The 26,330-nt window shown below is 33.9% G+C and carries 24 protein-coding genes; 20 read left to right on the top strand and 4 right to left on the bottom strand.

All coding sequences use genetic code 11. The features are described 5' to 3' along the window. Positions 1-16: 16 nt before the first annotated feature. The 5 genes from ilvB to azu all read left to right on the top strand — a co-directional run bounded on the left by ilvB (position 17) and on the right by azu (position 5,646). A complete protein-coding gene (gene ilvB, locus IFB02_RS03270) occupies positions 17-1,750 on the top strand; it encodes a biosynthetic-type acetolactate synthase large subunit (RefSeq protein WP_106686939.1) in 1,734 nt (577 codons plus the stop codon). A 2-nt stretch (positions 1,751-1,752) separates the two neighbouring features. Next, complete coding sequence (gene ilvN, locus IFB02_RS03265) at positions 1,753-2,280, top strand: acetolactate synthase small subunit (protein ID WP_191073046.1); 528 nt, start codon at positions 1,753-1,755, stop codon at positions 2,278-2,280. Between the two features lie 11 nt (positions 2,281-2,291). After that, a complete protein-coding gene (gene ilvC, locus IFB02_RS03260; RefSeq protein ID WP_106686941.1) occupies positions 2,292-3,791 on the top strand; it encodes a ketol-acid reductoisomerase in 1,500 nt (499 codons plus the stop codon). Positions 3,792-3,801: 10 nt separating this feature from the next. Further along, positions 3,802-5,064, top strand: a complete 1,263-nt coding sequence (gene ilvA / locus IFB02_RS03255) for a threonine ammonia-lyase IlvA (protein ID WP_106686942.1) — start codon at positions 3,802-3,804, stop codon at positions 5,062-5,064. Between the two features lie 69 nt (positions 5,065-5,133). Next, on the top strand, positions 5,134-5,646 hold the full coding sequence (gene azu, locus IFB02_RS03250) for an azurin (RefSeq protein ID WP_106686943.1): 513 nt from the start codon (positions 5,134-5,136) through the stop codon (positions 5,644-5,646). A gap of 72 nt (positions 5,647-5,718) precedes the next feature. Here azu and IFB02_RS03245 read toward each other — a convergent pair whose 3' ends face one another. Genes IFB02_RS03245 through IFB02_RS03230 form a run of 4 tightly spaced genes read right to left on the bottom strand, consistent with a single transcriptional unit; the run spans position 5,719 to position 10,338 of the window. Further along, complete coding sequence (locus IFB02_RS03245; RefSeq protein ID WP_106686944.1) at positions 5,719-7,164, bottom strand: Gfo/Idh/MocA family protein; 1,446 nt, start codon at positions 7,162-7,164, stop codon at positions 5,719-5,721. Positions 7,165-7,184: 20 nt separating this feature from the next. After that, a complete protein-coding gene (locus IFB02_RS03240; RefSeq protein WP_106686945.1) occupies positions 7,185-8,000 on the bottom strand; it encodes a 3-keto-disaccharide hydrolase in 816 nt (271 codons plus the stop codon). A 3-nt stretch (positions 8,001-8,003) separates the two neighbouring features. Beyond that, positions 8,004-8,603, bottom strand: coding sequence for a gluconate 2-dehydrogenase subunit 3 family protein (locus IFB02_RS03235; protein WP_106686946.1), 600 nt, complete (start codon positions 8,601-8,603; stop codon positions 8,004-8,006). 10 nt (positions 8,604-8,613) lie between these two features. Next, the gene (locus IFB02_RS03230) at positions 8,614-10,338 is read right to left on the bottom strand and encodes a GMC oxidoreductase (RefSeq protein WP_106686947.1); all 1,725 of its coding nucleotides are present in this window, start codon (positions 10,336-10,338) and stop codon (positions 8,614-8,616) included. 114 nt (positions 10,339-10,452) lie between these two features. On the opposite strand from IFB02_RS03230, the gene IFB02_RS03225 reads away from it, so the two are divergent. The 15 genes from IFB02_RS03225 to argH all read left to right on the top strand — a co-directional run bounded on the left by IFB02_RS03225 (position 10,453) and on the right by argH (position 26,313). Further along, positions 10,453-11,472 carry a helix-turn-helix transcriptional regulator gene (locus IFB02_RS03225; RefSeq protein WP_106686948.1) on the top strand — a complete coding sequence of 340 codons (1,020 nt, stop codon included), beginning with the start codon at positions 10,453-10,455 and terminating at the stop codon, positions 11,470-11,472. A gap of 114 nt (positions 11,473-11,586) precedes the next feature. Then, positions 11,587-12,567, top strand: coding sequence for a sugar phosphate isomerase/epimerase family protein (locus IFB02_RS03220; protein WP_106686949.1), 981 nt, complete (start codon positions 11,587-11,589; stop codon positions 12,565-12,567). A gap of 22 nt (positions 12,568-12,589) precedes the next feature. Next, on the top strand, positions 12,590-13,819 hold the full coding sequence (locus tag IFB02_RS03215; RefSeq protein ID WP_106686950.1) for a nucleoside permease: 1,230 nt from the start codon (positions 12,590-12,592) through the stop codon (positions 13,817-13,819). A 7-nt stretch (positions 13,820-13,826) separates the two neighbouring features. Next, positions 13,827-14,972 carry a Gfo/Idh/MocA family protein gene (locus tag IFB02_RS03210; RefSeq protein WP_106686951.1) on the top strand — a complete coding sequence of 382 codons (1,146 nt, stop codon included), beginning with the start codon at positions 13,827-13,829 and terminating at the stop codon, positions 14,970-14,972. Then, positions 14,972-16,027 carry a sugar phosphate isomerase/epimerase family protein gene (locus IFB02_RS03205; RefSeq protein WP_106686952.1) on the top strand — a complete coding sequence of 352 codons (1,056 nt, stop codon included), beginning with the start codon at positions 14,972-14,974 and terminating at the stop codon, positions 16,025-16,027. Before IFB02_RS03210 ends, IFB02_RS03205 begins: the two co-directional genes overlap by 1 nt. Positions 16,028-16,037: 10 nt before the next feature. Further along, positions 16,038-16,841: a 3-keto-disaccharide hydrolase gene (locus IFB02_RS03200; RefSeq protein WP_106686953.1), complete on the top strand. Its 804-nt coding sequence runs from the start codon at positions 16,038-16,040 to the stop codon at positions 16,839-16,841. 511 nt (positions 16,842-17,352) lie between these two features. Further along, positions 17,353-17,976, top strand: a complete 624-nt coding sequence (locus tag IFB02_RS03195) for a GNAT family N-acetyltransferase (RefSeq protein ID WP_106686954.1) — start codon at positions 17,353-17,355, stop codon at positions 17,974-17,976. Further along, positions 17,969-19,156 (top strand): argininosuccinate synthase, encoded by a 1,188-nt coding sequence (locus tag IFB02_RS03190; protein ID WP_106686955.1) that lies wholly within the window; start codon positions 17,969-17,971, stop codon positions 19,154-19,156. The genes IFB02_RS03195 and IFB02_RS03190 overlap by 8 nt, the downstream gene beginning before the upstream one ends. Further along, complete coding sequence (gene argC / locus IFB02_RS03185) at positions 19,153-20,127, top strand: N-acetyl-gamma-glutamyl-phosphate reductase (protein WP_191073045.1); 975 nt, start codon at positions 19,153-19,155, stop codon at positions 20,125-20,127. The genes IFB02_RS03190 and argC overlap by 4 nt, the downstream gene beginning before the upstream one ends. A gap of 52 nt (positions 20,128-20,179) precedes the next feature. Next, on the top strand, positions 20,180-20,980 hold the full coding sequence (gene proC / locus IFB02_RS03180; RefSeq protein WP_191073044.1) for a pyrroline-5-carboxylate reductase: 801 nt from the start codon (positions 20,180-20,182) through the stop codon (positions 20,978-20,980). Beyond that, entirely contained in the window at positions 20,977-22,107 is a 1,131-nt protein-coding gene (locus tag IFB02_RS03175; RefSeq protein ID WP_191073043.1) for an aspartate aminotransferase family protein, read from the top strand. The genes proC and IFB02_RS03175 overlap by 4 nt, the downstream gene beginning before the upstream one ends. Positions 22,108-22,174: 67 nt before the next feature. Continuing rightward, entirely contained in the window at positions 22,175-23,113 is a 939-nt protein-coding gene (locus IFB02_RS03170) for an N-acetylornithine carbamoyltransferase (protein ID WP_191073042.1), read from the top strand. Beyond that, a complete protein-coding gene (gene argB / locus IFB02_RS03165) occupies positions 23,110-23,886 on the top strand; it encodes an acetylglutamate kinase (protein ID WP_191073041.1) in 777 nt (258 codons plus the stop codon). The genes IFB02_RS03170 and argB overlap by 4 nt, the downstream gene beginning before the upstream one ends. Next, a complete protein-coding gene (locus tag IFB02_RS03160; protein WP_191073040.1) occupies positions 23,883-24,947 on the top strand; it encodes a M20 family metallo-hydrolase in 1,065 nt (354 codons plus the stop codon). The genes argB and IFB02_RS03160 overlap by 4 nt, the downstream gene beginning before the upstream one ends. A 91-nt stretch (positions 24,948-25,038) precedes the next feature. Then, entirely contained in the window at positions 25,039-26,313 is a 1,275-nt protein-coding gene (gene argH, locus IFB02_RS03155) for an argininosuccinate lyase (protein ID WP_106686961.1), read from the top strand. Positions 26,314-26,330: the final 17 nt, after the last annotated feature.

Here is a 26,330-nt window from a genome sequence, read left to right as displayed (position 1 = left end):
AACGCCATACTAATTTATGGAAACAAAAACGATAAAAAACAACGAGCAATCTACTTCAAAAACTATCCGCATTTCGGGTAGCGAAGCGGTTGTTCGAAGCTTAATGGCTGAAGGTGTAAATGTACTTTATGGTTATCCTGGCGGCGCAATTATGCCAGTTTATGACGAGTTGTATAAATTTCAAAACGAAATTCATCATGTCTTAACACGTCATGAACAAGGTGCAACGCATGCAGCTCAAGGTTACGCACGCATTTCGGGTAAAGTTGGTGTCGCTATGGCAACTTCTGGTCCTGGCGCAACTAACTTGATTACAGGTATTGCAGATGCGCAAATAGATAGTACACCAATGGTGTGTATTACAGGTCAAGTTGGATCGCATTTATTGGGTAGCGATGCGTTTCAAGAAACCGATATCGTTGGTATTTCAACACCTGTTACTAAATGGAATCATCAAGTCACAAAAGCTTCAGAAATTCCTGAAGTCATTGCAAAAGCATTTTACATCGCAAAAAGTGGTCGTCCTGGTCCAGTTTTAATAGATATTACCAAAGATGCACAATTTGAAGAATTCGATTTTAAATATGAAAAATGTACAGGAATTAGAAGTTATAAGCCAATTCCTGAAACTAATCCAAACACTTTACAAGCTGCTGCAGATTTAATTAATAATGCAAAAAAACCTCTTGTCGTTTGGGGACAAGGTGTGATTTTAGGTGAAGCTGAAGCTGAATTTAAAGCGGTTATCGAAAAAGCTGGTTTACCATCAGCTTGGACTATTTTAGGTGCTTCGGCAATTCCTTCAACGCATCCATTAAATGTCGGAATGGTTGGTATGCACGGTAATTATGCGCCAAATGTGTTGACTAACGAATGTGATGTTTTAATAGCAATCGGAATGCGTTTTGATGATCGCGTCACAGGAAATTTAACAACTTACGCTAAACAAGCAAAAGTGATTCATTTTGAAATTGATCCAGCTGAGGTTGATAAAAATGTAAAAACAGATGTTGCTGTTTTAGGGAATTCAAAAGAGACTTTGGCGGCAATTCTTCCGCTTTTAAAAGAAAATTCACATACAGAATGGCATCAAAAATTTAAAGATTTATACCAAGTTGAATTTGATAAAGTCATAAAAAACGATTTACATCCTACAAAAGATGGCTTGACTATGGGCGAAGTGCTTATAGAGATTAATGCACAAACCAAAGGTGAAGCAGCAATAGTTAGTGATGTTGGTCAGCACCAAATGATTGCGTGTCGTTATGCCGATTTTAACGTTTCTAAAAGTAACATTACATCTGGCGGATTAGGTACAATGGGATTTGCGTTACCAGCTGCAATTGGTGCAAAAATGGGCGCGCCAGAACGTGATGTGGTGATGATTGCTGGTGATGGTGGTTATCAAATGACAATACAAGAATTAGGAACTATTTTTCAAACCAAAGTACCTGTAAAAATTGTGGTGTTAAACAACAATTTTTTAGGTATGGTTAGACAGTGGCAACAACTGTTTTTTGATAAGCGTTATGCGTCTACAGAAATTGAAAATCCAGATTTTGTTGCGATAGCTAAAGGTTATCATATTAATGCCAAAAGCGTGTCTAAAAGAGAAGATTTAGCCGATGCAGTAAAAGAAATGATGGAAACTGAAGGTGCATATTTCTTAGAAGTTATAGTTGAAAAAGAGGATAACGTATTCCCGATGATACCAACAGGTGCAAGTGTTTCAGACGTAAGATTAGAGTAATTATGAGTGAAAATAAATTATATACCGTTTCTATTTATACCGAAAATAATATCGGATTATTAAACCGTATTTCGGCAATATTTCAACGTAGACACATTAATATTGAAAGTATAAATTCTTCAATTTCAGAAATTGAAAATGTGTCTAAATGGACCATTGTGGTTAAGTTAACAGAAGACCAAATGAAAAAAATCATTGGTCAAATTGAAAAACAGGTTGAAGTGATTAAAGCCTATTATCACACCGAAGAAGAAACCATTTATCAAGAGTCTTGTCTGTTCAAAATCAAATCAGATTTATTATTTGAAGAGCGACAAATTCAAAATATTATTAAAGAAAGTAACGCTAGAATTGTCACTGTAAATAAAGCGTTTTTTGTGCTTGAAAAATCAGGACGACGTAGCGAAATAGAATTATTACACAGAGAATTAAGTGCTTTTGGAATTTTGCAATTCACCCGTTCTGGACGAATTGCAGTCACCAAAACACCAATGGAAATAACTAAAATGTTGGAAGCTTTTCAACACTAAAACAAACTAAAATGGCAAATTATTTTAACACATTACCATTAAGAAAACAATTAGAACAATTAGGGAAATGCAGATTTATGGAAGCTTCAGAATTTGAAGACGGCGTAGCTGCGTTAAAAGATAAAAAAATAGTCATTGTAGGTTGTGGCGCACAAGGATTAAACCAAGGATTAAATATGAGAGATTCTGGTTTAGATATTTCTTATGCTTTACGTCAGCAAGCTATAGATGAAAAACGAGCGTCGTACAAAAATGCAACCGATAACGGATTTAATGTTGGGACTTATGAAGATTTAATTCCAACAGCAGATTTAGTATTAAACTTAACACCAGACAAGCAACATACAGATGTAGTTAATCAAGTGATGCCTTTAATGAAAAAGGGCGCGACGTTAAGCTACTCGCATGGTTTTAATATTGTTGAAGAAGGTACGCAAATCCGTAAAGATATTACGGTAATTATGGTCGCACCAAAATGTCCAGGAACCGAAGTGCGTGAAGAATATAAACGTGGTTTTGGTGTGCCAACATTAATTGCTGTGCATCCAGAAAACGATCCAGAAAACAAAGGTTGGGCGCAAGCAAAGGCTTACGCAGTTGCAACAGGTGGCGATCGTGCAGGCGTTTTAGAATCGTCTTTTGTGGCTGAGGTAAAATCTGATTTAATGGGCGAGCAAACCATTTTATGTGGCTTGTTGCAAACAGGAGCAATCTTGTCTTTTGACAAAATGGTTGCAGAAGGAATTGAAGCTGGTTATGCTGCAAAATTAATTCAGTTTGGCTGGGAAACTATTACTGAAGCGTTAAAGCATGGTGGCATTACAAACATGATGGATAGATTGTCAAACCCTTCAAAAATTAAAGCATTTGAATTATCTGAAGAATTAAAAACCATCATGCGCCCATTATTCGAAAAACATATGGACGATATCATTTCTGGTCATTTCTCAAAAACTATGATGGAAGATTGGGCAAATGACGATGTTAACCTTTTAAAATGGCGAGCAGCAACTGGCGAAACTGCTTTTGAAAAAACCGAATTAACTTCAGATCATATTACAGAACAAGAGTATTTTGATCATGGTGTGTTATTAGTCGCATTTGTAAAATCTGGAGTAGAACTTGCTTTTGAAACAATGGTAAGCGCAGGAATAATCGAAGATTCTGCTTACTACGAATCGTTACACGAGTTGCCATTAATAGCAAATACCATTGCGCGTAAAAAGTTATTTGAAATGAATCGAGTCATTTCTGATACCGCAGAATATGGTTGCTATTTATTTGATCATGCATGCAAACCTTTGCTAGCAGATTTTATGAAAACTGTTGATGCATCAGTAATTGGAAAGTCATTTTCAACTAAAACAGGTGTCGATAATATCGAATTAATCAAAGTGAATAACGCTATTAGAAATCATCCAATCGAAACCGTCGGTAAGCGTCTTCGTGCCGCAATGACCGCAATGAAAGTAATAAAAACCGAAGCTAAAGAAGAAAGTGTTTTAGCTTAAAAACAAACTAATGCAAACGCAAACCATCTATTTTCCTAAATTAAAAGCAGTAGAAGCTGCAGCCGAAAAATTACGAGATGTTGCAGCGGTAACGCCATTAACATCAAGCTTTAGATACTCTAAAGAGTTTGACTGTAATATCATGTTTAAACGTGAAGATTTACAGCAAGTGCGCTCTTATAAAATTAGAGGCGCTTATAATAAAATGTCTTCGTTATCGGCTTCAGAAGTAGAAAATGGTATTGTTTGCGCTAGTGCTGGTAACCATGCGCAAGGTGTAGCGTTATCTTGTAAATTATTAAAAATTAAAGGAACCATTTATATGCCTGCTCCAACGCCAAGACAAAAGGTGGAGCAGGTAAAAATGTTTGGAGAAGAGTATATCGAAATTGTTCTTGCAGGCGATACTTTTGACGATTCTTATCATCTAGCGATGAAAGAATGCGAGCGACTTTCAAAAGCATTTATTCATCCATTTAATGACGAAAAGGTGATAGAAGGTCAAGCTACTGTTGGGTTAGAAATTATAGACCAAGCACTACATCCAATTCATTATGTGTTTGTGCCTGTTGGTGGTGGCGGATTATCAGCTGGGTTATCATCAGTGTTTAAAGAATTGTCACCGCAAACCAAAATTATTGGTGTCGAGCCTTTAGGCGCGCCATCAATGAAAACGTCAATTGAAAATCAAAAAAACACACAGCTTAACCATATCGAAAAGTTTGTAGATGGCGCAGCAGTACAACGCGTTGGCGATTTAAATTTTGAAATTTGTAAGTCAAATTTAGATCAAATGGTAACCGTTCCTGAAGGTAAAGTGTGCCAAACGATCTTAGATCTATACAATAAAGACGCAATAGTAGTTGAACCTGCTGGCGCTTTGAGTATTTCTGCTTTAGATGATTTTAAAGAAGAAATAAAAGGTAAAAATGTGATTTGTGTAGTAAGCGGAAGTAATAATGACATTACTAGAACTGCCGAAATTAAAGAACGTGCGTTATTGCATGCTAATCTAAAACATTATTTTATTGTTACGTTCCCGCAACGTGCTGGTGCATTACGCGAGTTTGTTGTAGATATTTTAGGAGAAAATGATGATATTACCCACTTTGAATATACCAAAAAAACAAACCGCGAAAATGGCGCAGCAGTAGTAGGAGTAGAGCTAAAATCGGCAGACGATTTACAACCTCTTATTACCAAAATGAAACTTCATAATTTTTATGGTGATTACTTAAATGATAAACCAGATTTATTTCAGTTTTTAGTATAATTTATACATGTTTTTTCTTGCTTTATATAGTCTAAATCGTGTAATTTAGTACAAATTAAAATTATAATAATGAAACTAGGTAGAATAGCATTTGCCACAATTTTAGGACTGTTTTTAGTAGTTAGTTGTGGAGAAGAAAAAAAGGAGAAAAAAGGGTTTTCTTATGAGAGAACTTCAGAAACAAAAACAGAATCGACTTCTGAAAGTGATGTTGCAGATTTAACTATTACAGGAAATGACTTAATGAAATTTAATAAGTCTGAACTTAAAGCTAAAGCCGGTCAAAAAGTAAAAATTACATTAAGACACATTGGTAAAGCAGATAAAATGGTAATGGGACACAATGTTGTTATACTAAAACCAGGTACAGATGTAGCTGCGTTTGCTGGTAAAGCAGCAATGTCTAAAGACAATGATTATATTCCAGAAGGTACAACAGATGTTGTTGCGCATACCAAAATGATTGGTGGAGGAGAAACAGCTGTTGTAGAATTTACTGCACCAGAAGCTGGTGAATATGATTTTATTTGTAGTTTTCCTGGTCACTTTGGTATGATGAAAGGAAAATTTATTGTAGAATAAATTTATTTTTTTGATATAAGAGAAAACCCATTTAAGTTTAGACTTAAATGGGTTTTTGTTTGTATGCTTTAATTATAAATTTAAAGACCAGCCATCTCTGTATTCTCTTTTTACAAATTGATTAGCAGCTTCAAAATTTGTGATTTTCATGTTATTTCCGTCCCAAAGTAACTTTTTTCTTCCTGGATAATTATATCCATTTTTAGTTTGTTCTCTTAGGTTATAACTTCTTATGGCTAAATTACCCATTAATATAGATTCTGTTAATGGTCCAGCAAAATCAAAAGAAGAGGTAAGGGATTTATGTTTTTTACTTCCAAAGCCATCTTTACATGCGTCTACCCATAATTGATGATGTCCATTTTCTGGTAAATTAAATTCTTTTGTAGTCTCTTCAGGTAATATAATTTCTCCGGAGTTAAGATACACTTTAGGATTCATTCCGTAAGTTCCACACGTCATAATACCTTTTTCGCCAATCATAATTACTCCATTAGCGCTATCTTCATCACCAATTGGATGATCTGCAGGAATTAAATCTGGATGAAATGGTCTTAAGCCACCATCGGTCCATTCAACTTTAACGGGAATAGGGTTTTTTTCAGTAGCTTCAAATTTTAATTGAGTTCTTGAAGATGGTGGACATGATTCTGGATAGTAATCTGGAGTCCAATCTTTAGTGAAAATAGCACCAACACTACTTTCTACTTCAGTTGGATAGCCTAAGCCTAAAACTCGGTAAGGAGGATCGACTAAATGACAGCCCATATCTCCTAAAGCTCCTGTGCCAAAATTCCACCAACCTCGCCATTTAAAAGGATGATAAAGCGGATGATAATCTACCCAACTTGCAGGTCCAACCCAAGTGTCCCAATCTAAATTATCAATTAGCTTAGGTTGCTCTGTTGGAGTTTTAATACCTTGAGGCCAAACAGGTCTGTTAGTCCAAATATGAACTTTACTTACATTACCAATTAAACCTTTGTTAAACCAGTTAATCATTGTTTTTACTCCATCTCCTGAAGCACCTTGATTACCCATTTGGGTTACAATTTTATACTTATTTGCAGCTTGAGTTAATACTCTTGCTTCATAAATGTTATGTGTTAATGGTTTTTGAACGTAAACATCTTTGTTGTTTTGCATTGCAGCTAAAGTAATTACTGCGTGCGTGTGATCTGGAGTAGAAATTGTTACCGCATCAAAATCTTTTTGATTTTCTAAAAGTTTACGATAATCTTTATATTTTTTTGCATTAGGAAATTTTTTAAAAGCAGCTTCGGCTTGATTCCAATCTACATCACAAATAGCTGTAATGTTTGAGGTGTTATTATTCCAGGTATGAAGCATATCTGTGTAGCCTTTTCCTCCGGCGCCAATTACTGCGACATTAAGTTTATCACTTGGTGGAATATAGCCTTTACCCAAAACGTGTCTAGGAACTATAGATATACCAAAGGTTGTAAGCGCAGTACTTTTTATAAAAGTACGTCTGCTTAGTTTGGATGATTTTTTCATTTTTAATTGACTTTTAGATGTTATAGTTCTAAAATTTCTATGTTTTTGAACTCTATTGGATGACTTTCGCTTTGTAATGAAATGTATCCTTTGGTTAAGGGTTGTCCTGATTTATCCTGAATTTCTTTAGAAGTAGTGTCTAAATATTCGCCTCCAATTGTTGGGTTTTTGTAGCTTATTACATTAACGCCATCTATGTAATGAGTTATAGAATCTCTGTTTACTTCAACTTCTGCAGTGATCCATTGTTCATCATAATAGGTTTTGCAATTTGCAGGTATGCAATGTTCTGTAATTAATTGGTCATTCATTACAACATGAGTACCTGGCGTACAAAGGTTTCCTGAAGGTCGGTTTTCACCTTCTGTTACTCCGCCTAATAATTGCACTTCTAAAGAAATAGGGAAACCTTGTTGTTTTAACATAGTCTCTGGAGCTTGACAGTGTATCATGATTCCGCTATTTTTCGTAGCCCAAGATTGTCCACCTTTAGCTTGTTGACCCTTAAACCTGTATTGAAGTCTTAGTTTGTAGTAGGAATATGGAGTTTTGTAAAACAAATGTCCAAATTGATCTGTAAAGTTATCGTATTGATCGTAGCTTACTTTTATTACACTGTCTTCTGCTCTAAAGGTGTTATTGTAATTATCACCAAGTAAAAAACCGTTTATTTTTGGTGTCCATCCGTCTAGATTATAACCGTTAAATAACGATTTCCATTCTTTTTTTGAAGAAGAAACGCTTTTATCAATTTTAGTGTTTGTTTTATCTGCGTCTTTGCAATTGAATAAAACAATAAAAATGATAAAAGCGCTTATATTATAAAGGAATTTCATGCTTTACAGCGAATATGATTTTCCTCCTGTTAACTCTTGTAAATCTCCACAAAAATATTGTGATGGAACTGGATCGTAAACATTTACGTTTTCTCCAATTTTTTCTGTTGTAACGTAACCGTTAATTGCCATCCATTTAAGGTTATTTAAAAATTCTGAAGTTGTAGGTGTTGTAGATTCTGGATCTGCTTCTCTGTCCGGATCAACTTCGTCTTCTAATAACATGTGTTTATCTAATAGTGCTTTAAAATCTTCATCTTTTAAATCGTTAACAGCAGTTTCTGCATTTGGTTTTAAAAGTGATTCTATTTTACTAAAAGCAGTTTTTGCATTGGCTTGACTTTCGTCATCAAAAACTTCATTAATGTATTTGTCAATAAATTGAGGTACGTTTAACTCTGTAGCAGACGGTAAATTATCAGTCTTAGGTAATATAACATCTACTAATTTAGTTAATACAACACCTTGGTCTATTGTTAAAAATTCTGGTGTCCAAGTTTTTACATCGCTAGTGCAGCTTTGTAGGATACTAACAATTGTTGGTGTTGCTACAAAGAATCCTGTTGCTAGACCAATATTTTTTAATGCTTCTCTTCTTTTCATGATAAAAATTTTAAGCGTTATTTTTCTTTAATTGTTCTGCAGCATGGTTTGCAGCTCTTGCTGTAAAAGCCATGTAAGTTAACGATGGGTTTTGGCAACCAGCAGATGTCATGAAAGATCCATCTGTTACATAAACATTTTTACATGCATGAATTTGATTGTACTCGTTAAGTACAGAAGTTTTAGGATCTCTACCCATACGTGCTGTACCCATTTCGTGTATACCTAATCCCATAGCTCTTCCGCCAGCGTTATCGTATCCAACTACGTCTTTAAATCCAGCAGATTCAAGCATTTTAACAGCTTGTTCTTTCATGTCTTTACGCATTGCCAGTTCATTTTCGCCAAAGTCTGCATCAAATGTAATTGTAGGTAATCCCCATTCGTCTAGTTTATCGTAGTTTAAATACATACGGTTGCTATGGTCTGGTAGAGTTTCTCCAAAACCTAAAAGGTTAATATTCCATTCACCTGGTTTTAAAATAGCTTCTTTAAGTTTAGGACCGTATTTAAGTTCTGCTACAGTTTCAGACATGTTTGAGCGTGTTGCTCCACCTTGATAACCGTAACCACGTTTGAAATCTTTCATTTCTGTATTGCCTCCAACGTTTCTAAATCTAGGGATATAAAGTCCATTTGCTCTTCTACCTTTATTTATTTTGTCGTCAAATCCAACAGCTTTACCCATTGCGCCAACATGAAAATGGTGATCCATGATATTGTGTCCTAATTCTCCGCTATCATTACCTAAACCGTTAGGGAATCTGTCTGATTTAGATTGTAACAATATTGAAGCAGATGCTATTGCAGATGCACATAAGAATATTACTTTAGCTTTAAAAACATGAGTTTCTTTAGTTTCAGCATCTATTACTTTTACACCAGTAGCTTGTTTTGTTGTATCGTCGTAAATCACTTCATGAACTATAGAATTTGGTCTTAAGGTCATGTTTCCTGTCGCTTCTGCTGTTGGTAAAGTAGAAGAGACACTACTAAAGTATGCGCCAAAAGGACAACCTCTTGCGCATCTATTACGGTATTGACAAGTACTTCTTCCTAATCCAGGTTTTGATCCTTCTGTTATATGTGCAGCACGACCAATGGTTAATAATCTACCATCGTCAAAGTTTTCAGCAATTTTAGATTTTAATTCTTCTTCAACACAATTTAAATTCATTGGTTTTAGAAGTTTTTGATCAGGTAATTGTTTAAGTCCTAAATTTTCTCCAGAAACACCAATAAACTCTTCAACTTTATCATACCAAGGTGCAATGTCTTTGTATCTTACAGGCCAATCAACAGCAATACCTTCTTTTTTGTTGGCTTCAAAGTCTATATCACTTAATCTGTAGCTTTGCCTTCCCCACATTATAGATCTACCTCCAACATGGTAACCTCTAATCCAATCAAAACGTCTGTCTTCGTTATAAGGATGTTTTACATCGTCTACAAAAAAATGTTCTGTATCTTGATTGGTTACATATCCTGTACGATGTTGCTTTGGCTTGCGTTCTATGATTTCTCTAGTAGGAACGCCACCATTAGGCATATCCCAAGGATCTAAATTTGCAGTTGGATAGTCTTCTACGTGTTTAACCATTCTACCTCGTTCTAGTACTAAGGTTTTTAAACCGTTTTCGCAAAGTTCTTTTGCTGCCCAACCACCAGAAATTCCGGTTCCTACAACGATTGCGTCATATTCGCCTTCAATAGGATTTAAGTTGTTTATATTCATTATTGATAAAGTTATGTTAGTTATTTTGCGTTTTTGATAAATAAATGTACCTAAAATTACACATTTATCGCCAAATTAATTAATTTGCGTGTTAAAGTTGTTCAAAATTTTTCAGTGAAGATAAATATACAAAACATAACGCCTTTTGAAGCAGATGGAATTGTCTATCATGCAGATACCTGTTTGCCTCTTATTGACGCAGTAAATAGAAAAAAATTAAAGTTTAAAGCGCTAGCACGTTATACCTATCCTGGTGATAGATTAACAGATGATACTTTAGGGTTAAATAGTGTAGGGTATTGGGATGCAAACGAAACTCAAGATTGGGGATTAGATTGGCATAGAAATGAAGGATTAGAAATACATTTTTTAGAATCTGGTACAATGCCTTATGCGCAAGGTAATAATCAATTGGAATTACAACCCAATTACATGACAATAACAAGACCATGGGAAGCGCATAAAGTAGGCGATCCAGAAGTTGGTGTTGGTAAATTTTATTGGGTGATTATTGATTTGGATGTAAGACGACCACATCAAAACTGGAAGTGGCCAGATTGGATCATGCTATCACCTTCTGACCTAGAAAAGTTAACCTTAATATTAAGACAAAATGAAAAGGTTGTTTGGAAAACCGACAAGCGTATTAGGGATTGTTTTCAAAGATTAGGTAAGGCTGTAGATGCAGATGAAAATGGAAGTAATGCTTCTAGAATTAGGTTACTAGTAAATTACTTATTGATTTTGATATTAGATCTATTAGTTGAAGATGAAGTAGAATTAAATGAACAATTAACTGATAGTTCTAGAAGTGTGCAATTGTTTTTAAAAGAATTAGATAATAATTTAACCGAAGCTTGGACTATCGAGAAAATGGCTCAATCTGCAGGTGTTGGATTGACAAGATTTACACATCATTGTAAGCAGATAACTAATTTAACACCAATGCGTTATTTGATGATGCAGCGTTTAAAACTTTCTAAGGATATATTGATTAATAACGAACAAATGAGTGTCTCTGAAGTAGCGTTTGCATGTGGTTTTTCTACAAGTCAATATTTTTCTACAGTATTTAAAAAGCATGAAAAATGTACGCCATTAGAATATAGATTAAAACATTTGGTTGCAAACTAAAAAAGAAACCTTAAGATTTGTTTAAATTCTTTCACTGGTTAAATGTAAACAAATTTAAGGTTATGATTTTATAAATTTCAAATTGAAAAAACTAACTAATAAACAATAATAACAATGAAATTAACGTCTTTATTTAGCCGATTAATACTTGCTTCTTGCCTTTTTTCATTAGTAGTACTAGTGTCTTGTAAAGAAGATAAAAAAGAACAAGTAGATCAACCAATTACTGAAACAAAAACCGAAGATCCATTTTTTAAACTATCTCTAGCGCAATGGTCTTTACATAGAACATTTAACGACGATGGCGTAAGTCCATTTAAGTTTGCTGAAATAGCTAAAAACAATGGTTTTGAAGGCTTAGAATATGTAAATCACATATATGCAAAGCAAATAGATTCTTTAGGTTTTGATAAAGTTATAGATACACTTAAAACGCTAAGTGATACTCATGGTATGAAAAACCTTATTATAATGATAGATGGTGAAGGTGATTTAGCAGATCCAGACGAAGCTGTTAGAGATAAAGCTGTAGAAAACCATAAAAAATGGGTAGATGCAGCTCAAAAATTAGGCTGTCATTCTATTAGAGTTAATACGTTTGGTACTAACGATCCAGAGCTTTGGGTTCCTTCGGTAGTAGATGGATTAAAAAAATTATCAACTTACGCAGCAACAAAAAACATAAATGTATTATGTGAAAATCATGGTTGGTTATCTTCAGATGTACCGGTTTTAATGGATGCTATAAAGCAAGTAGACATGGAGAATTGCGGTACATTACCAGATTTTGGAAATTGGTGTGTTAAGCGTAAAGATGGAGCAATTTGGGGAGAATGTTTAGAAGAGTATAAAGATAAATATGAAGGAATTGAAACCATGTTAACCGAAGCTAAAGCTGTAAGTGCTAAGGCTTACGATTTTGATGAAAATGGAAACGAAACAACTTTAGATTTTCCAAGAATTATTAAGTTAGTAAAAGATTCTGGTTACACAGGATATATAGGTGTAGAATATGAAGGTAATCGTTTAAGTGAAAAAGAAGGAATAATTGCCATTAGAGATCTTTTACTTAAATCTGCAAAGACTGTAAAATAAACTAACTAATAACAGATATTAAATGAAATCAATTACAAAAGCACAACTGTCTTTTATGATGTTCCTAGAGTTTTTTATTTGGGGCGGATGGTTTGTTACACTTGGATCTTTTTTAAGTAATAATTTAGGAGCAACTGGTGCAGAATCCGGTATGGCGTTTTCAACTCAATCTTGGGGCGCAATTATTGCTCCTTTCATAATAGGGTTGATTGCCGATCGTTTTTTTAATGCAGAAAAAATACTTGGTGTTTTACATTTAATAGGTGCATTTTTAATGTATCAAATGTCTCAATCTACAGAGTTTTCTACATTTTATCCTTACGTCTTAGGATATATGATCGCGTATATGCCAACACTTGCATTAGTAAATTCAGTATCATTTAATCAAATGAACGATCCTGCAGCCCAATTTCCTAAAATACGAGTTTGGGGAACAATAGGTTGGATTATAGCTGGATTAGTTATAAGTTTTGTTTTTAAATGGGATTCTATAGAAAACATAGGTAACGGTATGTTGTCAAACACCTTTACAATGGTGGCAATAGCATCTGTAATCTTAGGTGTTTTTAGTTTCTTTTTACCTAAAACACCACCAAAAATCTCTAAAGACGAAAAAGTTACTATCAGTGATATTTTAGGCTTAGACGCATTAAAACTATTAAAAGATAAAAACTTCTTAGTATTTTTTATAGCATCTGTTTTGATATGTATACCACTAGCATTTTACTATCAAAATATCAGTCCTTTTTTAACAGAATATAAAGTTGAAAATTCAACAGCTTGGGCATCTTTAGGACAAGTTTCGGAAGTAGCATTTATGTTGTTATTACCATTTTTCTTTAAAAAATATGGTTTTAAAAAGACAATTTTATTTGGAATGCTAGCTTGGGCAATACGTTATACTTTATTCGCTTTTGGTGATGCTGGAGATTTATTCTTTATGCTAGTTATTGGTATTGCGTTACACGGTATTTGTTACGATTTCTTTTTTGTATCTGGTCAGATCTATACAGATTCTAAAGCTGGAGATAAAGCAAAAAGTGCAGCACAAGGTTTAATAACTCTAGCAACTTACGGTGTTGGAATGTTAGTTGGTTTTTGGGTTGCAGGACAAGTAGTAGATAAAAATGTACTTGCAGAAGGAAATCACAGTTGGTTAGAAATTTGGGAATTTCCGGCGTTATTTGCATTAGGTGTATTTATCCTTTTTGCAATTTTATTTAAAAATGAAAAAGTAGAATATTCAGAATAATATATAAATGAGTAATAAAATTAGATTAGGAATTCTTGGTGGTGGAGGCGACTCTTTAATAGGTGTTTTACATCGCGTTGCTTCAGCAATGTACGATAAATATCAAATTGTTGGTGGCGTATTTAACCCTAATTGGGAAGATAATATTGGCTTTGCCAAACAAATAGGATTGCCAACAGATAGAATTTATAAAGATTTTGATACGCTTGTTGAGGAAGAATTAAAACTTCCTGAATCACAAAGAATGCAAGTTGTATCTATTTTAACACCTAATTTTTTGCATTTTCCTATGGCTAATAAACTCTTAGAAAATGGGTTTAATGTCATTTGTGAAAAACCAATGACAACAACATACGAAGAAGCAAAATTATTAAACGCAACATTAAAAAAATCTAAAACTGTATTTGCAGTAACTTACACGTATACAGGTTATCCAATGATTCGTCAAATGAGAGAAATGATTCTAAATGGCGAGTTAGGAAAGATTCAAAAAATAGATGCGCAATATTATCAAGGATGGATTAATCCAATAATTCATGATAAAGAAAAGCGTAGTGCAACTTGGCGATTAAACCCTGAAAAATCAGGAATAAGCTGTTGTGTTGGAGATATTGGTACACATGCTTTTGATATGTTAGAATATGTTTCTGGATTAAAAATAGAATCTATTCTTGCAGACTTAAACTATCTATACCAAGATAACAAAATGGATATAGATGGGACAGTTTTACTACGTTGTTCTAATAACGTAAAAGGTGTTATATGTACCAGTCAAATAGCAACAGGAGAAGAAAATAGTTTTATCGTAAAAGTTTACGGTGATAAAGCAGGTTTAAAATGGGAGCAAGAAAACCCAAATTATTTATACCTGATGGAAGATGGTAAACCACTTAGAGTGTTAAAACCAGGTCATTCTTACAATTCAGATTTATCCTTAGATGGTACAAAATTACCGCCAGGTCATCCTGAAGGTATATTTGATTCTATGGGAAATATCTATAAAGGTGTAGCAAAAGCAATTAATAAAGAACCATATAATCATGGTGAATTCCCAACTATAATAGATGGTACAAGAGGAATGAACTTTATCGAAAAAGCTGTAGAATCTCATCAAAATGGAAATGTTTGGGTGAATATTGAAAATTTAGATTAATGAAAACAATAAAAGGACCAGCAATATTTTTAGCCCAATTCATGGACGATAAAGCTCCGTTTAATTCTTTAGACGGATTATGTAAATGGGCTTCAGATTTAGGTTATAAAGGAATACAAATACCAACCTTAGACAAATCAATAATAGATTTAGATATTGCTGCAGATAGTAAAACCTATTGCGACGAGTTTAAAGGTAAAATAAATAGTTACGGACTAGAGATTACTGAACTTTCAACGCATATTCAAGGTCAGTTAGTGGCAGTACATCCTGCGCATGATATAATGTTTGATGTATTTGCTCCAGATCATTTAAAAGGAAAGTACAAAGAGCGTACAGCTTGGGCAGTAGATCAAATGCACAAAGCAGCAAAAACTAGTTCTAATTTAGGGCTAAAGGCGCATGCTACATTTTCTGGATCTTTACTTTGGCCTGCAATGCATCCTTGGCCTCAACAACCAAAAGGTTTGGTAGAATTAGGTTTTAAAGAATTAGCAGATCGATGGAAACCAATTTTAAACACATTTCAAGATAATGATGTAGCAGTTTGTTATGAAGTGCATCCAGTAGAAGATATTCATGATGGCGATACTTTCGAGCGATTTCTTGAAGCTACAGGAAACCATAAAGCAGTTAATATATTATACGATCCATCTCATTTTGTTTTACAACAATTAGATTATATAAAGTATATTGATCATTATCATGAATTTATAAAAGCATTTCATGTAAAAGATTCAGAGTTTAATCCAACAGGAAAAAAAGGAGTGTTTGGTGGTTATAACGATTGGAAAGATCGTGCAGGACGTTACAGATCTCCTGGTGATGGACAAGTAGACTTTAAAAAAGTGTTTTCTAAATTAACCGAATATGGTTGCGATGTATGGGCAGTTTTAGAATGGGAATGCGTTATTAAAAGTCCAGAACAAGGCGCTAAAGAAGGAGTAGATTTTATTAAAAACCATATTATAGAAGTTACAAACAAAAGGTTTGATGACTTTGCTGGCGGAAATAAAACAGACCAACAACAATTAAAAAATATTTTAGGTATTTAAAATTATTAAAATGAAAAAAATAATCACAATCATAACTATAGCAACTTTGGTTTCTGCTTGTAATCAAGAGAAAAAAGAGGTAGTTGTAGATGAAGAAAAGGTAGAAGTTGTTACAGAAACGCAAAAAAAAGAACCAACAAAACCTGAGGAAACCGAAATTTGGGAACCTAAACCTAAAACAGTAACAGTAAGTTTAGACACAGGAATTCCTTCAGACGCAATCGTATTATTTGACGGTACAAACTTTGACCATTGGATATCAAGTGTAGATTCTACTAATGTAAAGTGGGATTTAAATAAAGATGGAAGTATGACTGTAAAAGATAAAACAGGAGACATACAAACCAAACAAAATTTTGGAGACGTACAATTACATATAGAGTGGAAATCTTCTACAGTTAGTACAGGTTCTAATCAAAGTAAGAGTAATAGCGGTGTATTTCTTCAAAATAGATATGAAGTACAAGTGTTAGATAATAACGATAACGATACATATGTAAATGGGCAAGTAGCATCTATTTATAAGCAATCAATTCCGTTAGCAAAAGCATCATCTCCAACAGGAGAATGGAATACTTACGATATCATTTATCACGCACCAAAATTTGATGCAGAAGGTAACAAAACTCAATCAGGAACAATAACAGTATTACATAATGGTGTTTTAGTACAAGATCATTATGTATTAGAAGGAACAACAGAATATATAGGATGGCCAAAAAATAATCCACATGGTAAAGGTCCTATAAAGCTTCAAGATCACGGTGATAAAAGTGGTGTAAGCTTTAAAAATATTTGGGTAAGAGAATTGTAATCTTCTCAAATAGTAAATTTGGTTAAAAAGGAATGCTTAAATAGTGTTCCTTTTTTTTGTGTTATAATCAATTAGAAGTCAGTTTTTTATTAAAATCATAAAAATTATTTAAAATAAGAAATTTTTAAACCAGTGTATTTGTTTTATTTATAGTTTAGCACTATGAATTTAACAAAAAATAAAAATAGGGAAATCCAACCCACACGCTCAACACTTCGTGAGCGACGTCGCTAATGCTCAAAACCAAGCAAGTTAGTTACACATTTTTATTTTTTACCACATTGAACAACCCTATACAAATATCATTTTTAAAACATCAAGTTATTATTCTTAATAACCACGTTTTAGTACGTCGACGTTTTCCTCGTCGCCCGTAAGGGTATGTCTAATTTTTCGGAACTTTAGGTGTGTCCAGTTCCTCTTTCAAAAAAATAATTCCTGATAAAAGGAATCTCAAAAAAACAAAAAACTAGAATTATTAATAAATATAACCGTAATCACGGTCTGTATTATGGAAATTGTTATTGCTAACAAATCGCATAGCGTTTATGCAGAAATTATTTGCGATACCATTGCCGAAGCTGCAAAAGTGAGAGGTACAGGTATCGCAAAACGAAAACCAGAATACATCATTACCAAAATGGAAAATGGTAATGCTGTTATCGCATTAGATGGCGAAAAATTTGCTGGTTTTTGCTATATAGAACAATGGAGTCACGGAAAATTTGTAGCAAATTCTGGACTAATTGTCCATCCAGATTTCAGAAATATAGGATTAGCTAAACAAATCAAAAAGAAAATTTTTGAACATTCACGTACCAAATTCCCAAACGCAAAAGTATTTAGTATCACAACAGGTTTAGCTGTGATGAAAATGAATAGCGAATTAGGTTATAAACCTGTGACGTTTTCAGAATTAACAGACGATCAAACCTTTTGGAATGGTTGTCAAACCTGTAAAAACTATGATGTTTTACAACGTACAGAACAAAAAATGTGCTTATGTACAGGTATGTTATACGATCCTTTAAAAGAGGAAAAAACAAGCAATCATAAATTCGATAAAAAAGTTTGGACGCGATTAAAAAGCATTAAGCAAACCAGATTTCTAAAAAAAGAAAATCAAAATGAGTAAAAAATTAGTCATCGCATATAGTGGCGGATTAGATACATCGTATTGCGCAGTTAGCCTATCAAAAGCAGGTTATGATGTGCATGCAGTAAGTGTAAATACAGGCGGATTTACAAAAGAAGAAATTAAAAAAATAGAAGCAAACGCCTATAAAATGGGTGTTGCTACTTACAAAAATATCGATGCAGTTGCGTCCTACTATAATAAAGTAATTAAGTATTTAATTTTTGGCAATATCCTTAAAAATAATACGTATCCATTGTCGGTAAGTGCAGAGCGAATTATCCAAGCGATTGAAATTATTAAATATGCTAAAAGTATAGATGCTAAATATATTGCGCATGGTAGTACTGGTGCAGGAAACGATCAAGTGCGTTTTGATATGATTTTTCAAACTTTAGCACCAGAAATCGAAATTATTACACCTATCAGAGATCAAAAATTAACCAGACAGGAAGAAATCGATTATCTAAAAGAAAATGGTATTGACATGTCTTGGGAAAAAGCAAAATACTCAGTTAACAAAGGACTTTGGGGAACAAGTGTTGGCGGATCAGAAACCTTGACTTCGGACAAACCTTTACCAAGTGAAGCCTATCCTTCACAATTAAAACATTCAGATCCTGAAAAAGTTTCATTAACTTTTTTAAAAGGTGAATTTGTCGCTGTAAACGGAATCGAAAACAGTCCAGAAGTAAATATTGAAGTCTTAAATACGTTAGCATCTGCCTATGCTATTGGACGCGATATTCATGTTGGCGATACTATTGTTGGGATAAAAGGTCGTGTTGGTTTTGAAGCTGCTGCTGCCTTAATCATCATAAAAGCACACCATTTATTAGAAAAACATGTGTTAACCAAATGGCAATTACAGCACAAAGATTATTTGTCGAATTTCTATGGAATGCATTTGCACGAAGGACAATATTTAGATCCTGTAATGCGAAACATGGAAGCTTTTTTAGAAAGTAGCCAAGATAAAGTTTCTGGTGATGTTGTAGTGACTTTAAAACCGTACCATTTCACATTAGACGGTATTTCTTCTAAACATGATTTAATGAGTGCGAAGTTTGGAAGTTACGGTGAAGAAAATAAAGGTTGGACTGCAGAAGAAGCTAAAGGATTCATTAAAATCTTTGGTAATCAAAACAAAATCTATCAACAAGTAAATCAAGAGTTATGATTAAAGCAGGAATAATTGGTGGCGCAGGTTTCACAGCAGGTGAGTTGATTAGACTTTTAATCAATCATCCTGAAGTAAACATAGATTTTGTGTACAGCACATCCAATGAAGGTAATACTATTGGTAAAGTACATCAAGATTTGATAAGTGAAGATTTAGAATTTTCTAATAAAATCAATCCAAAAGTTGATGTTGTCTTTTTGTGTTTAGGTCATGGCAATTCAAAAGCATTCTTAAGTGAAAACGAGTTTTCAACCAAAACAAAAATAATAGATTTAAGCAACGATTTTAGACTTGAAAAAGATAAGATTTTCAATGGAAAATCATTCGTTTACGGTCTACCTGAATTAAATAAATCGGACATAAAACAAGCGGATTATATTGCTAATCCTGGTTGTTTTGCAACTGCTATTCAATTAGCATTATTGCCATTAGCGAATGCAAAATTATTACTTGAAGATATTCATGTAAACGCTGTTACTGGCGCAACAGGCGCAGGAACATCATTGTCTGCGACTACACATTTTACTTGGCGTGATAACAATTTTTCGTATTACAAACCTTTTACACATCAGCATTTAGGTGAAATTAATCAGTCAGTAAAGTCACTACAAAACAACTTTAATTCAAAAATCAATTTTATGCCGAATCGTGGTGATTTTTCAAGAGGAATTTTCGCAACGCTTTACACAAAATTTGGTGGTAGTTTAGAAGATGCCAAACAATTGTTTAGTGACTTTTATAAAGACGCAAAATTCACTTTGATTTCAAATGAAGATATTCATTTAAAACAAGTGGTCAACACCAATAATTGCATACTTCATTTACATAAATACGAAGATAAATTATTGGTCACAAGCATCATTGATAATTTACTAAAAGGTGCGTCAGGACAAGCCGTACAAAACATGAATTTAATGTTTGGTTTTGAAGAAACAACAGGTTTAAAATTAAAGGCGAGTTATTTTTAAAAAGTATGAGTGAGTACTAAACACTGCCAACTAAACACTAATTACTAAACAAATGAAAATAGCAATCATAGGAACAGGAAATTTAGGGAAATCGATAGCCAAAGGATTAATCACCAATAATGCGATTACGACACTGTATTTAACAAAACGAAATGTAGATAGTATATCTGAATTTGACGGTTATAAAAACGTAACGATTACATCTGATAACGTTTTGGCTGTACAACAATCAGATATTTTGATTTTTGCGGTTCAGCCAGCACATTTCGAATCGATTTTAAACGACATAAAACCTTTCTTAACCGAAAAACATGTGGTGATTTCTACCATTACAGGTTATGCCATTCCTAAAATTGAAGCACAAATTGGGACTGATCAGTTTATCATTCGCGCTATGCCAAATACAGCAATTGCAGTTGGTAAATCTATGACCTGTTTATGTAGCAATACACAAGGTGAAAAACGGATTAAAATTGCGCAAGCTATTTTTAATCGTTTGGGACATTCGTTAGTAATTCCTGAAGCGCAAATGCAAGCCGCAACAGTAGTTTGTGCTAGCGGAATTGCCTTTTGGATGCGTTTAATTAGAGCGACGACACAAGCGGCAATTCAATTAGGATTTGACTCAAAAGAAGCCCAAGAGTTAGCGATGCATACCTGCGAAGGCGCAGCTAATTTACTAATCACAAATGGTAATCATCCAGAAGAAGAAATTGATCTTGTCACTACACCAAAAGGTTGCACCATTGAAGGTTTAAATGAGATGGAACACAAAGGATTGAGTTCGTCTTTAATTCAAGGTATGGTCGCATCGTTCAATAAAATTAACAACATTAAAAAGGAACAAATATGAGTTTGTTTAACGTTTATCCACTTTTTGATATTACACCTGTAAAGGCAAAAGACGTCTATGTTTATGACGAAAATAATGTCGAATATTTGGACTTATATGGAGGACATGCTGTGATTTCTATTGGGCATTCGCATCCAAAATATGTATCAGCAATTTCTAATCAAGTTTCAAAATTGGGCTTTTATAGCAATGCGATTCAAAATCCGTTGCAAGTCACTTTGGCTGATAAGTTAGAGACACTTTCAGGTTGCAAATATTACCAATTATTCTTGTGTAATTCTGGCGCAGAAGCGAATGAAAATGCCTTGAAATTGGCATCATTTCATAACAGAAAAAGTAAAGTGTTAGCCTTTAAAAATTCGTTTCACGGTCGTACATCTGCAGCAGTTGTAGCAACTGATAATCCTAAAATTGTGGCACCAATAAATGCGCAACAAGAGGTAGAATTTGTGGAGTTAGGTGATTTAATTTCAGTTGAAAACATTCTGAAAGCAAATCAAACTTGCGCAGTAATTATCGAGTGTATCCAAGGTGTTGGCGGATTGGACGAAAGCACTACCGAATTTTATCAAGGTTTAGAAGTGTTATGCAAACAATACAATACGATTTTAATTGCAGACGAAGTGCAATCTGGTTTTGGTAGAACAGGCGATTTTTTTGCTTTTCAAAAACACAATATTAAGCCAGATATTATTTCTATCGCAAAAGGAATGGGTAACGGTTTTCCTATTGGTGGTATTTTAATTCATCCCAACATCAAACCTAGCTTTGGTTTGTTAGGAACAACCTTTGGCGGCAATCATTTGGCTTGTGCAGCTTCACTTTCGGTTTTAGAAGTTTTAGAGGAAGAAAAACTGCTTAAAAATGCAAATGAAATCTCAGCTTATTTTATTGAAAAAGCTAAAGGATTACCAAGCTTGAAAAGTATAAAAGGTCGCGGTTTAATGTTAGGATTAGAGTTTGATTTTCCTGTTTCAGAATTAAGGAAACAACTGATTCACAAACATCACATGTTTACAGGAAGCGCCAAAAACCCTAATCTTTTAAGAATTCTTCCACCATTAACCATTCAGAAAAAACACATTGATGTCTTTTTCGAGGCATTGAAAATTGAGTTAAATACATAAAAACCTCTCGACTGCGCTCGAGGAGACATTTTACTGTCAGGTCGAGCGCAGTCGAGACCTTATTATTATGAAAAAATACACCGAAATAAAAGACATTCCTAACCTAAACGAAACTATAAAAGAAGCTATTTTATTAAAAATGAATCCTTATGATTTTCAAGAATTAGGAAAACATAAAACCTTGGTCATGTTGTTTTTCAATGCCAGCTTACGTACCAGATTAAGTACAGAAAAAGCAGCAAAGAATTTAGGAATGGATGTGATGGTTTTAAACTTTAATGATGCTTGGCAGTTAGAATTTGAAGACGGAACCGTTATGAATGCTAACACATCAGAACACGTTAAAGAAGCAGCGCAAGTCATTTCGCAGTACGCAGACATTATTGCGGTTAGAGCCTTTCCTACATTAACCGATAAAGCTAAAGACCAAAGCGAATACATTTTAAAAAGTTTTGAAAAGTACGCTACAGTGCCAATCGTTAATATGGAAAGTGCGACAGCGCATCCGTTACAAGCGTTGGCAGATGCGATTACCATTACCGAATTAGCAGAAAAATCAAAGCCAAAAGTCGTATTGTCTTGGGCACCACATCCTAAAGCGCTACCACAAGCAGTGGCAAATTCGTTTGTAGAAATGATGCAGAATTTAGAGGTTGATTTTACCATAACTCATCCTGAAGGTTACGAGTTGGACAAAAATATCACTAAAGAAACACCTATAAATTACAACCAAGAAGAGGCTTTACAAGATGCCGATTTTGTGTATGTGAAAAACTGGAGCAGTTTTAACGACTACGGAAAAGTGTTAAACCAAGATGAAAATTGGATGATGACAAAAGACAAGTTAGGCAATGCTAAATTTATGCATTGCTTACCTGTAAGACGTAATGTTGTTGTTGAAGATGCGGTTTTGGACAGCGAAAATTCAGTAGTGATAAAACAGGCTAACAATAGAACTTATGCTGCTCAAATTGTGTTGAAGCAGATTTTAGAAGGTTTAAGATGAAAACACTAAAAGTCATAAAAATAGGCGGAAACATCATCGATAACGAAGATGCATTACAAACGTTTTTAAAAGAGTTTTCCAAGATTGAAGGACTAAAATTATTAGTTCATGGTGGCGGAAAATTAGCAACAAAACTTGCGAATCAAATGCAAGTAGAAGTTAAAATGATTGATGGTAGACGCATCACAGACGCTGAAACTTTAGATATTATAACTATGGTTTACGCTGGCAAAATCAATAAAAATATAGTCGCACAATTACAAGCGTTTAACTGTAATGCAATCGGGTTTTCTGGTGCAGATGGCAATGCGATTGTGTCAAACAAAAGACCTGTAAAAAATATCGATTACGGTTATGTTGGTGATGTAAAACAAGTGAATACAACAACTTTAGAATTACTTTTGGAAAATGACGTAACACCTGTTTTTTGCGCTATTACACATGATAAAAATGGACAACTATTAAACACTAACGCAGATACAATTGCTTCGGAATTAGCTATAGCATTATCTCAAATTTTCAAAACAGAATTATATTACTGCTTTGATAAAAACGGTGTTTTAAAAGATGTTAATGATGATCATTCAGTGATTGAATCAATAACTTCAGAAAACGTTCAGCAATTGATAGACGATCAAATTATATCAGAAGGTATGCTGCCAAAAATTAATAATTGCATATATGCTGTCAAACATAATGTACAAAAAGTATGTATTGGAAAACCAGAAATGCTTTTCGATAAAAAATCAATCTACACAACCATTTCAAAATGATATCAACGCTAACAGAACAAGCTATTTCGTTGTTAAAACAACTGATAGAAACACCTTCGTTTTCATCTGAAGAAGACCAAACTGCGCAACATATTGAGCAATGGTTTCAGCTTCAAAACATACCATATCAACGCACAAAGAATAACGTTTGGGCAATCAATAAACATTTTGATGTGACTAAACCAACGTTACTATTAAATTCGCATCACGATACGGTAAAACCAAATAATGGCTACACTAAAGATCCGTTTAAAGCAATTGTTGAAGATGGTAAATTGTACGGTTTGGGAAGTAACGATGCTGGTGGTTGTTTGGTGAGTTTGCTGGCAACATTTGCTTATTTCTATGAGCAAAAAAATCTGAAATACAATTTAGTTATTGTTGCTTCAGCGGAAGAAGAAAGCAGTGGTGACAATGGTTTAAATAGCATGTTAAATGTAATTCCAAAAGTAGATGTAGCGATTGTAGGTGAACCAACCTTGATGCATTTGGCAGTTGCCGAAAAAGGTTTAGTGGTGTTTGATGCTGTAGTAAAAGGTACGCCAAGTCATGCAGCTCATCCTAACGATGATAATGCGATTTATAATACAATTTCAGTGTTGGAATGGTTCAAAAATTATGAGTTTACAAAAACATCCAAAGCTCTAGGTGAGGTAAAAATGACTGTCACGCAAATCAACGCTGGTAAGCAACACAATGCTGTTCCTGCAAATGTTGATTTGGTAGTTGATGTTCGTGTAAACGATAAATATTCCAATAAAGATATTGTAGATATTTTACAACAAGAAGCGCCTTGCGATAGCATTATTCCACGAAGTACAAAGTTAAATTCGTCTTCCATTCCAATGGATCATCCTTTGGTAAAAGCTGGAATTGAAATTGGAAGAAATACTTACGGTTCGCCAACCTTATCAGATCAAGCGGTCTTAAGTTGTCCATCATTAAAATTAGGACCAGGTGACAGTACGCGATCGCATAGTGCAGACGAATTTATTTATATCAATGAAATTGAAGAAGGCATAAGGATTTATATAGAATTGTTGAATCGCGTTATTTTATAAGAGGTCTGTCATTCCGCACTTGATGCGGAATCCAAAAAAGAAAATTAAACTAAAAAGAAAGCAGAGATTCCTGCTTTCGCAAGAATAAATTATGAAACTCTGGGATAAAGGCATAAGCATAGACAAAAAAATAGAACAGTTTACGGTTGGTAACGATCGAGAAATCGATTTACACATTGCAAAATACGACGTGCAAGCCTCATTAGCGCATGCTAAAATGTTGCAATCGATTGGTATTTTGACTGTCGAAGAACTGAAGCAATTAGAAAAAGGACTTCAGGATTTAGCATCACAAATTGAAAACGGTACGTTTACTATAGACAATCAGTTTGAAGACGTACATTCAAAAATTGAATTTGAACTCACCAAAACCTATGGTGACGTTGGTAAAAAAATCCATACAGCACGATCTAGAAACGATCAGGTTTTGGTAGCATTGCAACTATTTTACAAAGCCGAATTAAGCAATATAAAATCTAAAACAAAAGACTTTTTTGAAACGCTTTTAGAATTAGCTGAAACACATAAAAAAACACTATTACCAGGTTATACGCATTTGCAAGTTGCGATGCCATCATCTTTTGGGTTATGGTTTTCAGCTTACGCAGAAGTCTTAATTGACGATATGTATTTGTTAGATGCAGCGTTAAAAACCATTGATCAAAATCCGCTTGGTTCTGCAGCTGGCTATGGAAGTTCATTCGCAATTGACAGACAATTAACTACAGAACTTTTAGAGTTTTCAACTTTAAAATATAACGTTGTTGCTGCACAAATGAGTCGTGGAAAAAGTGAACGTACTATTGCATTAGCATTAGGTAGTTTAGCTAATACATTGGCGCGATTTGCTATGGATATTTGCCTGTATATGAGTCAGAATTTTGGCTTCATAAGTTTTCCGGATGAATTAACTACAGGAAGTAGCATCATGCCTCACAAAAAAAACCCTGATGTTTTCGAGTTGATTAGAGGAAAGAGCAATAAAATTCAATCCTTACATCATGAAATGGTTTTGATTACCAACAATCTGCCAAGTGGTTATCACAGAGATTATCAATTGCTGAAAGAAAATATGATTTCAGCCATTATGAATATGCAAGATATTTTGGAGATTTTTAACTATTCTATTAAACAAATAGAAGTAAAATCTATTGACTTAAACGACAAGAAATATCAATATTTATTTACGGTTGACAACATCAATACATTAGTTGAAAACGGAATGAGTTTTAGAGAAGCCTATCAAAAAATTGGAGGTGAAGTTCAAAACGGAACCTACAATCCAGATACGTCAAAAGAACATACACACATTGGAAGTATTGGTAATTTATGTTTGGAACAGATTAAAAATAAATTTCCGTATTAAAAAAAGAAACACCTTTA

Origin of the sequence: Mesoflavibacter profundi (genome assembly GCF_014764305.1) — a bacterium.
GTDB lineage: Bacteria > Bacteroidota > Bacteroidia > Flavobacteriales > Flavobacteriaceae > Mesoflavibacter > Mesoflavibacter profundi.
Note: the sequence above shows the minus strand (reverse complement) of the source record. Positions and strands in the feature narration are given on the sequence as shown.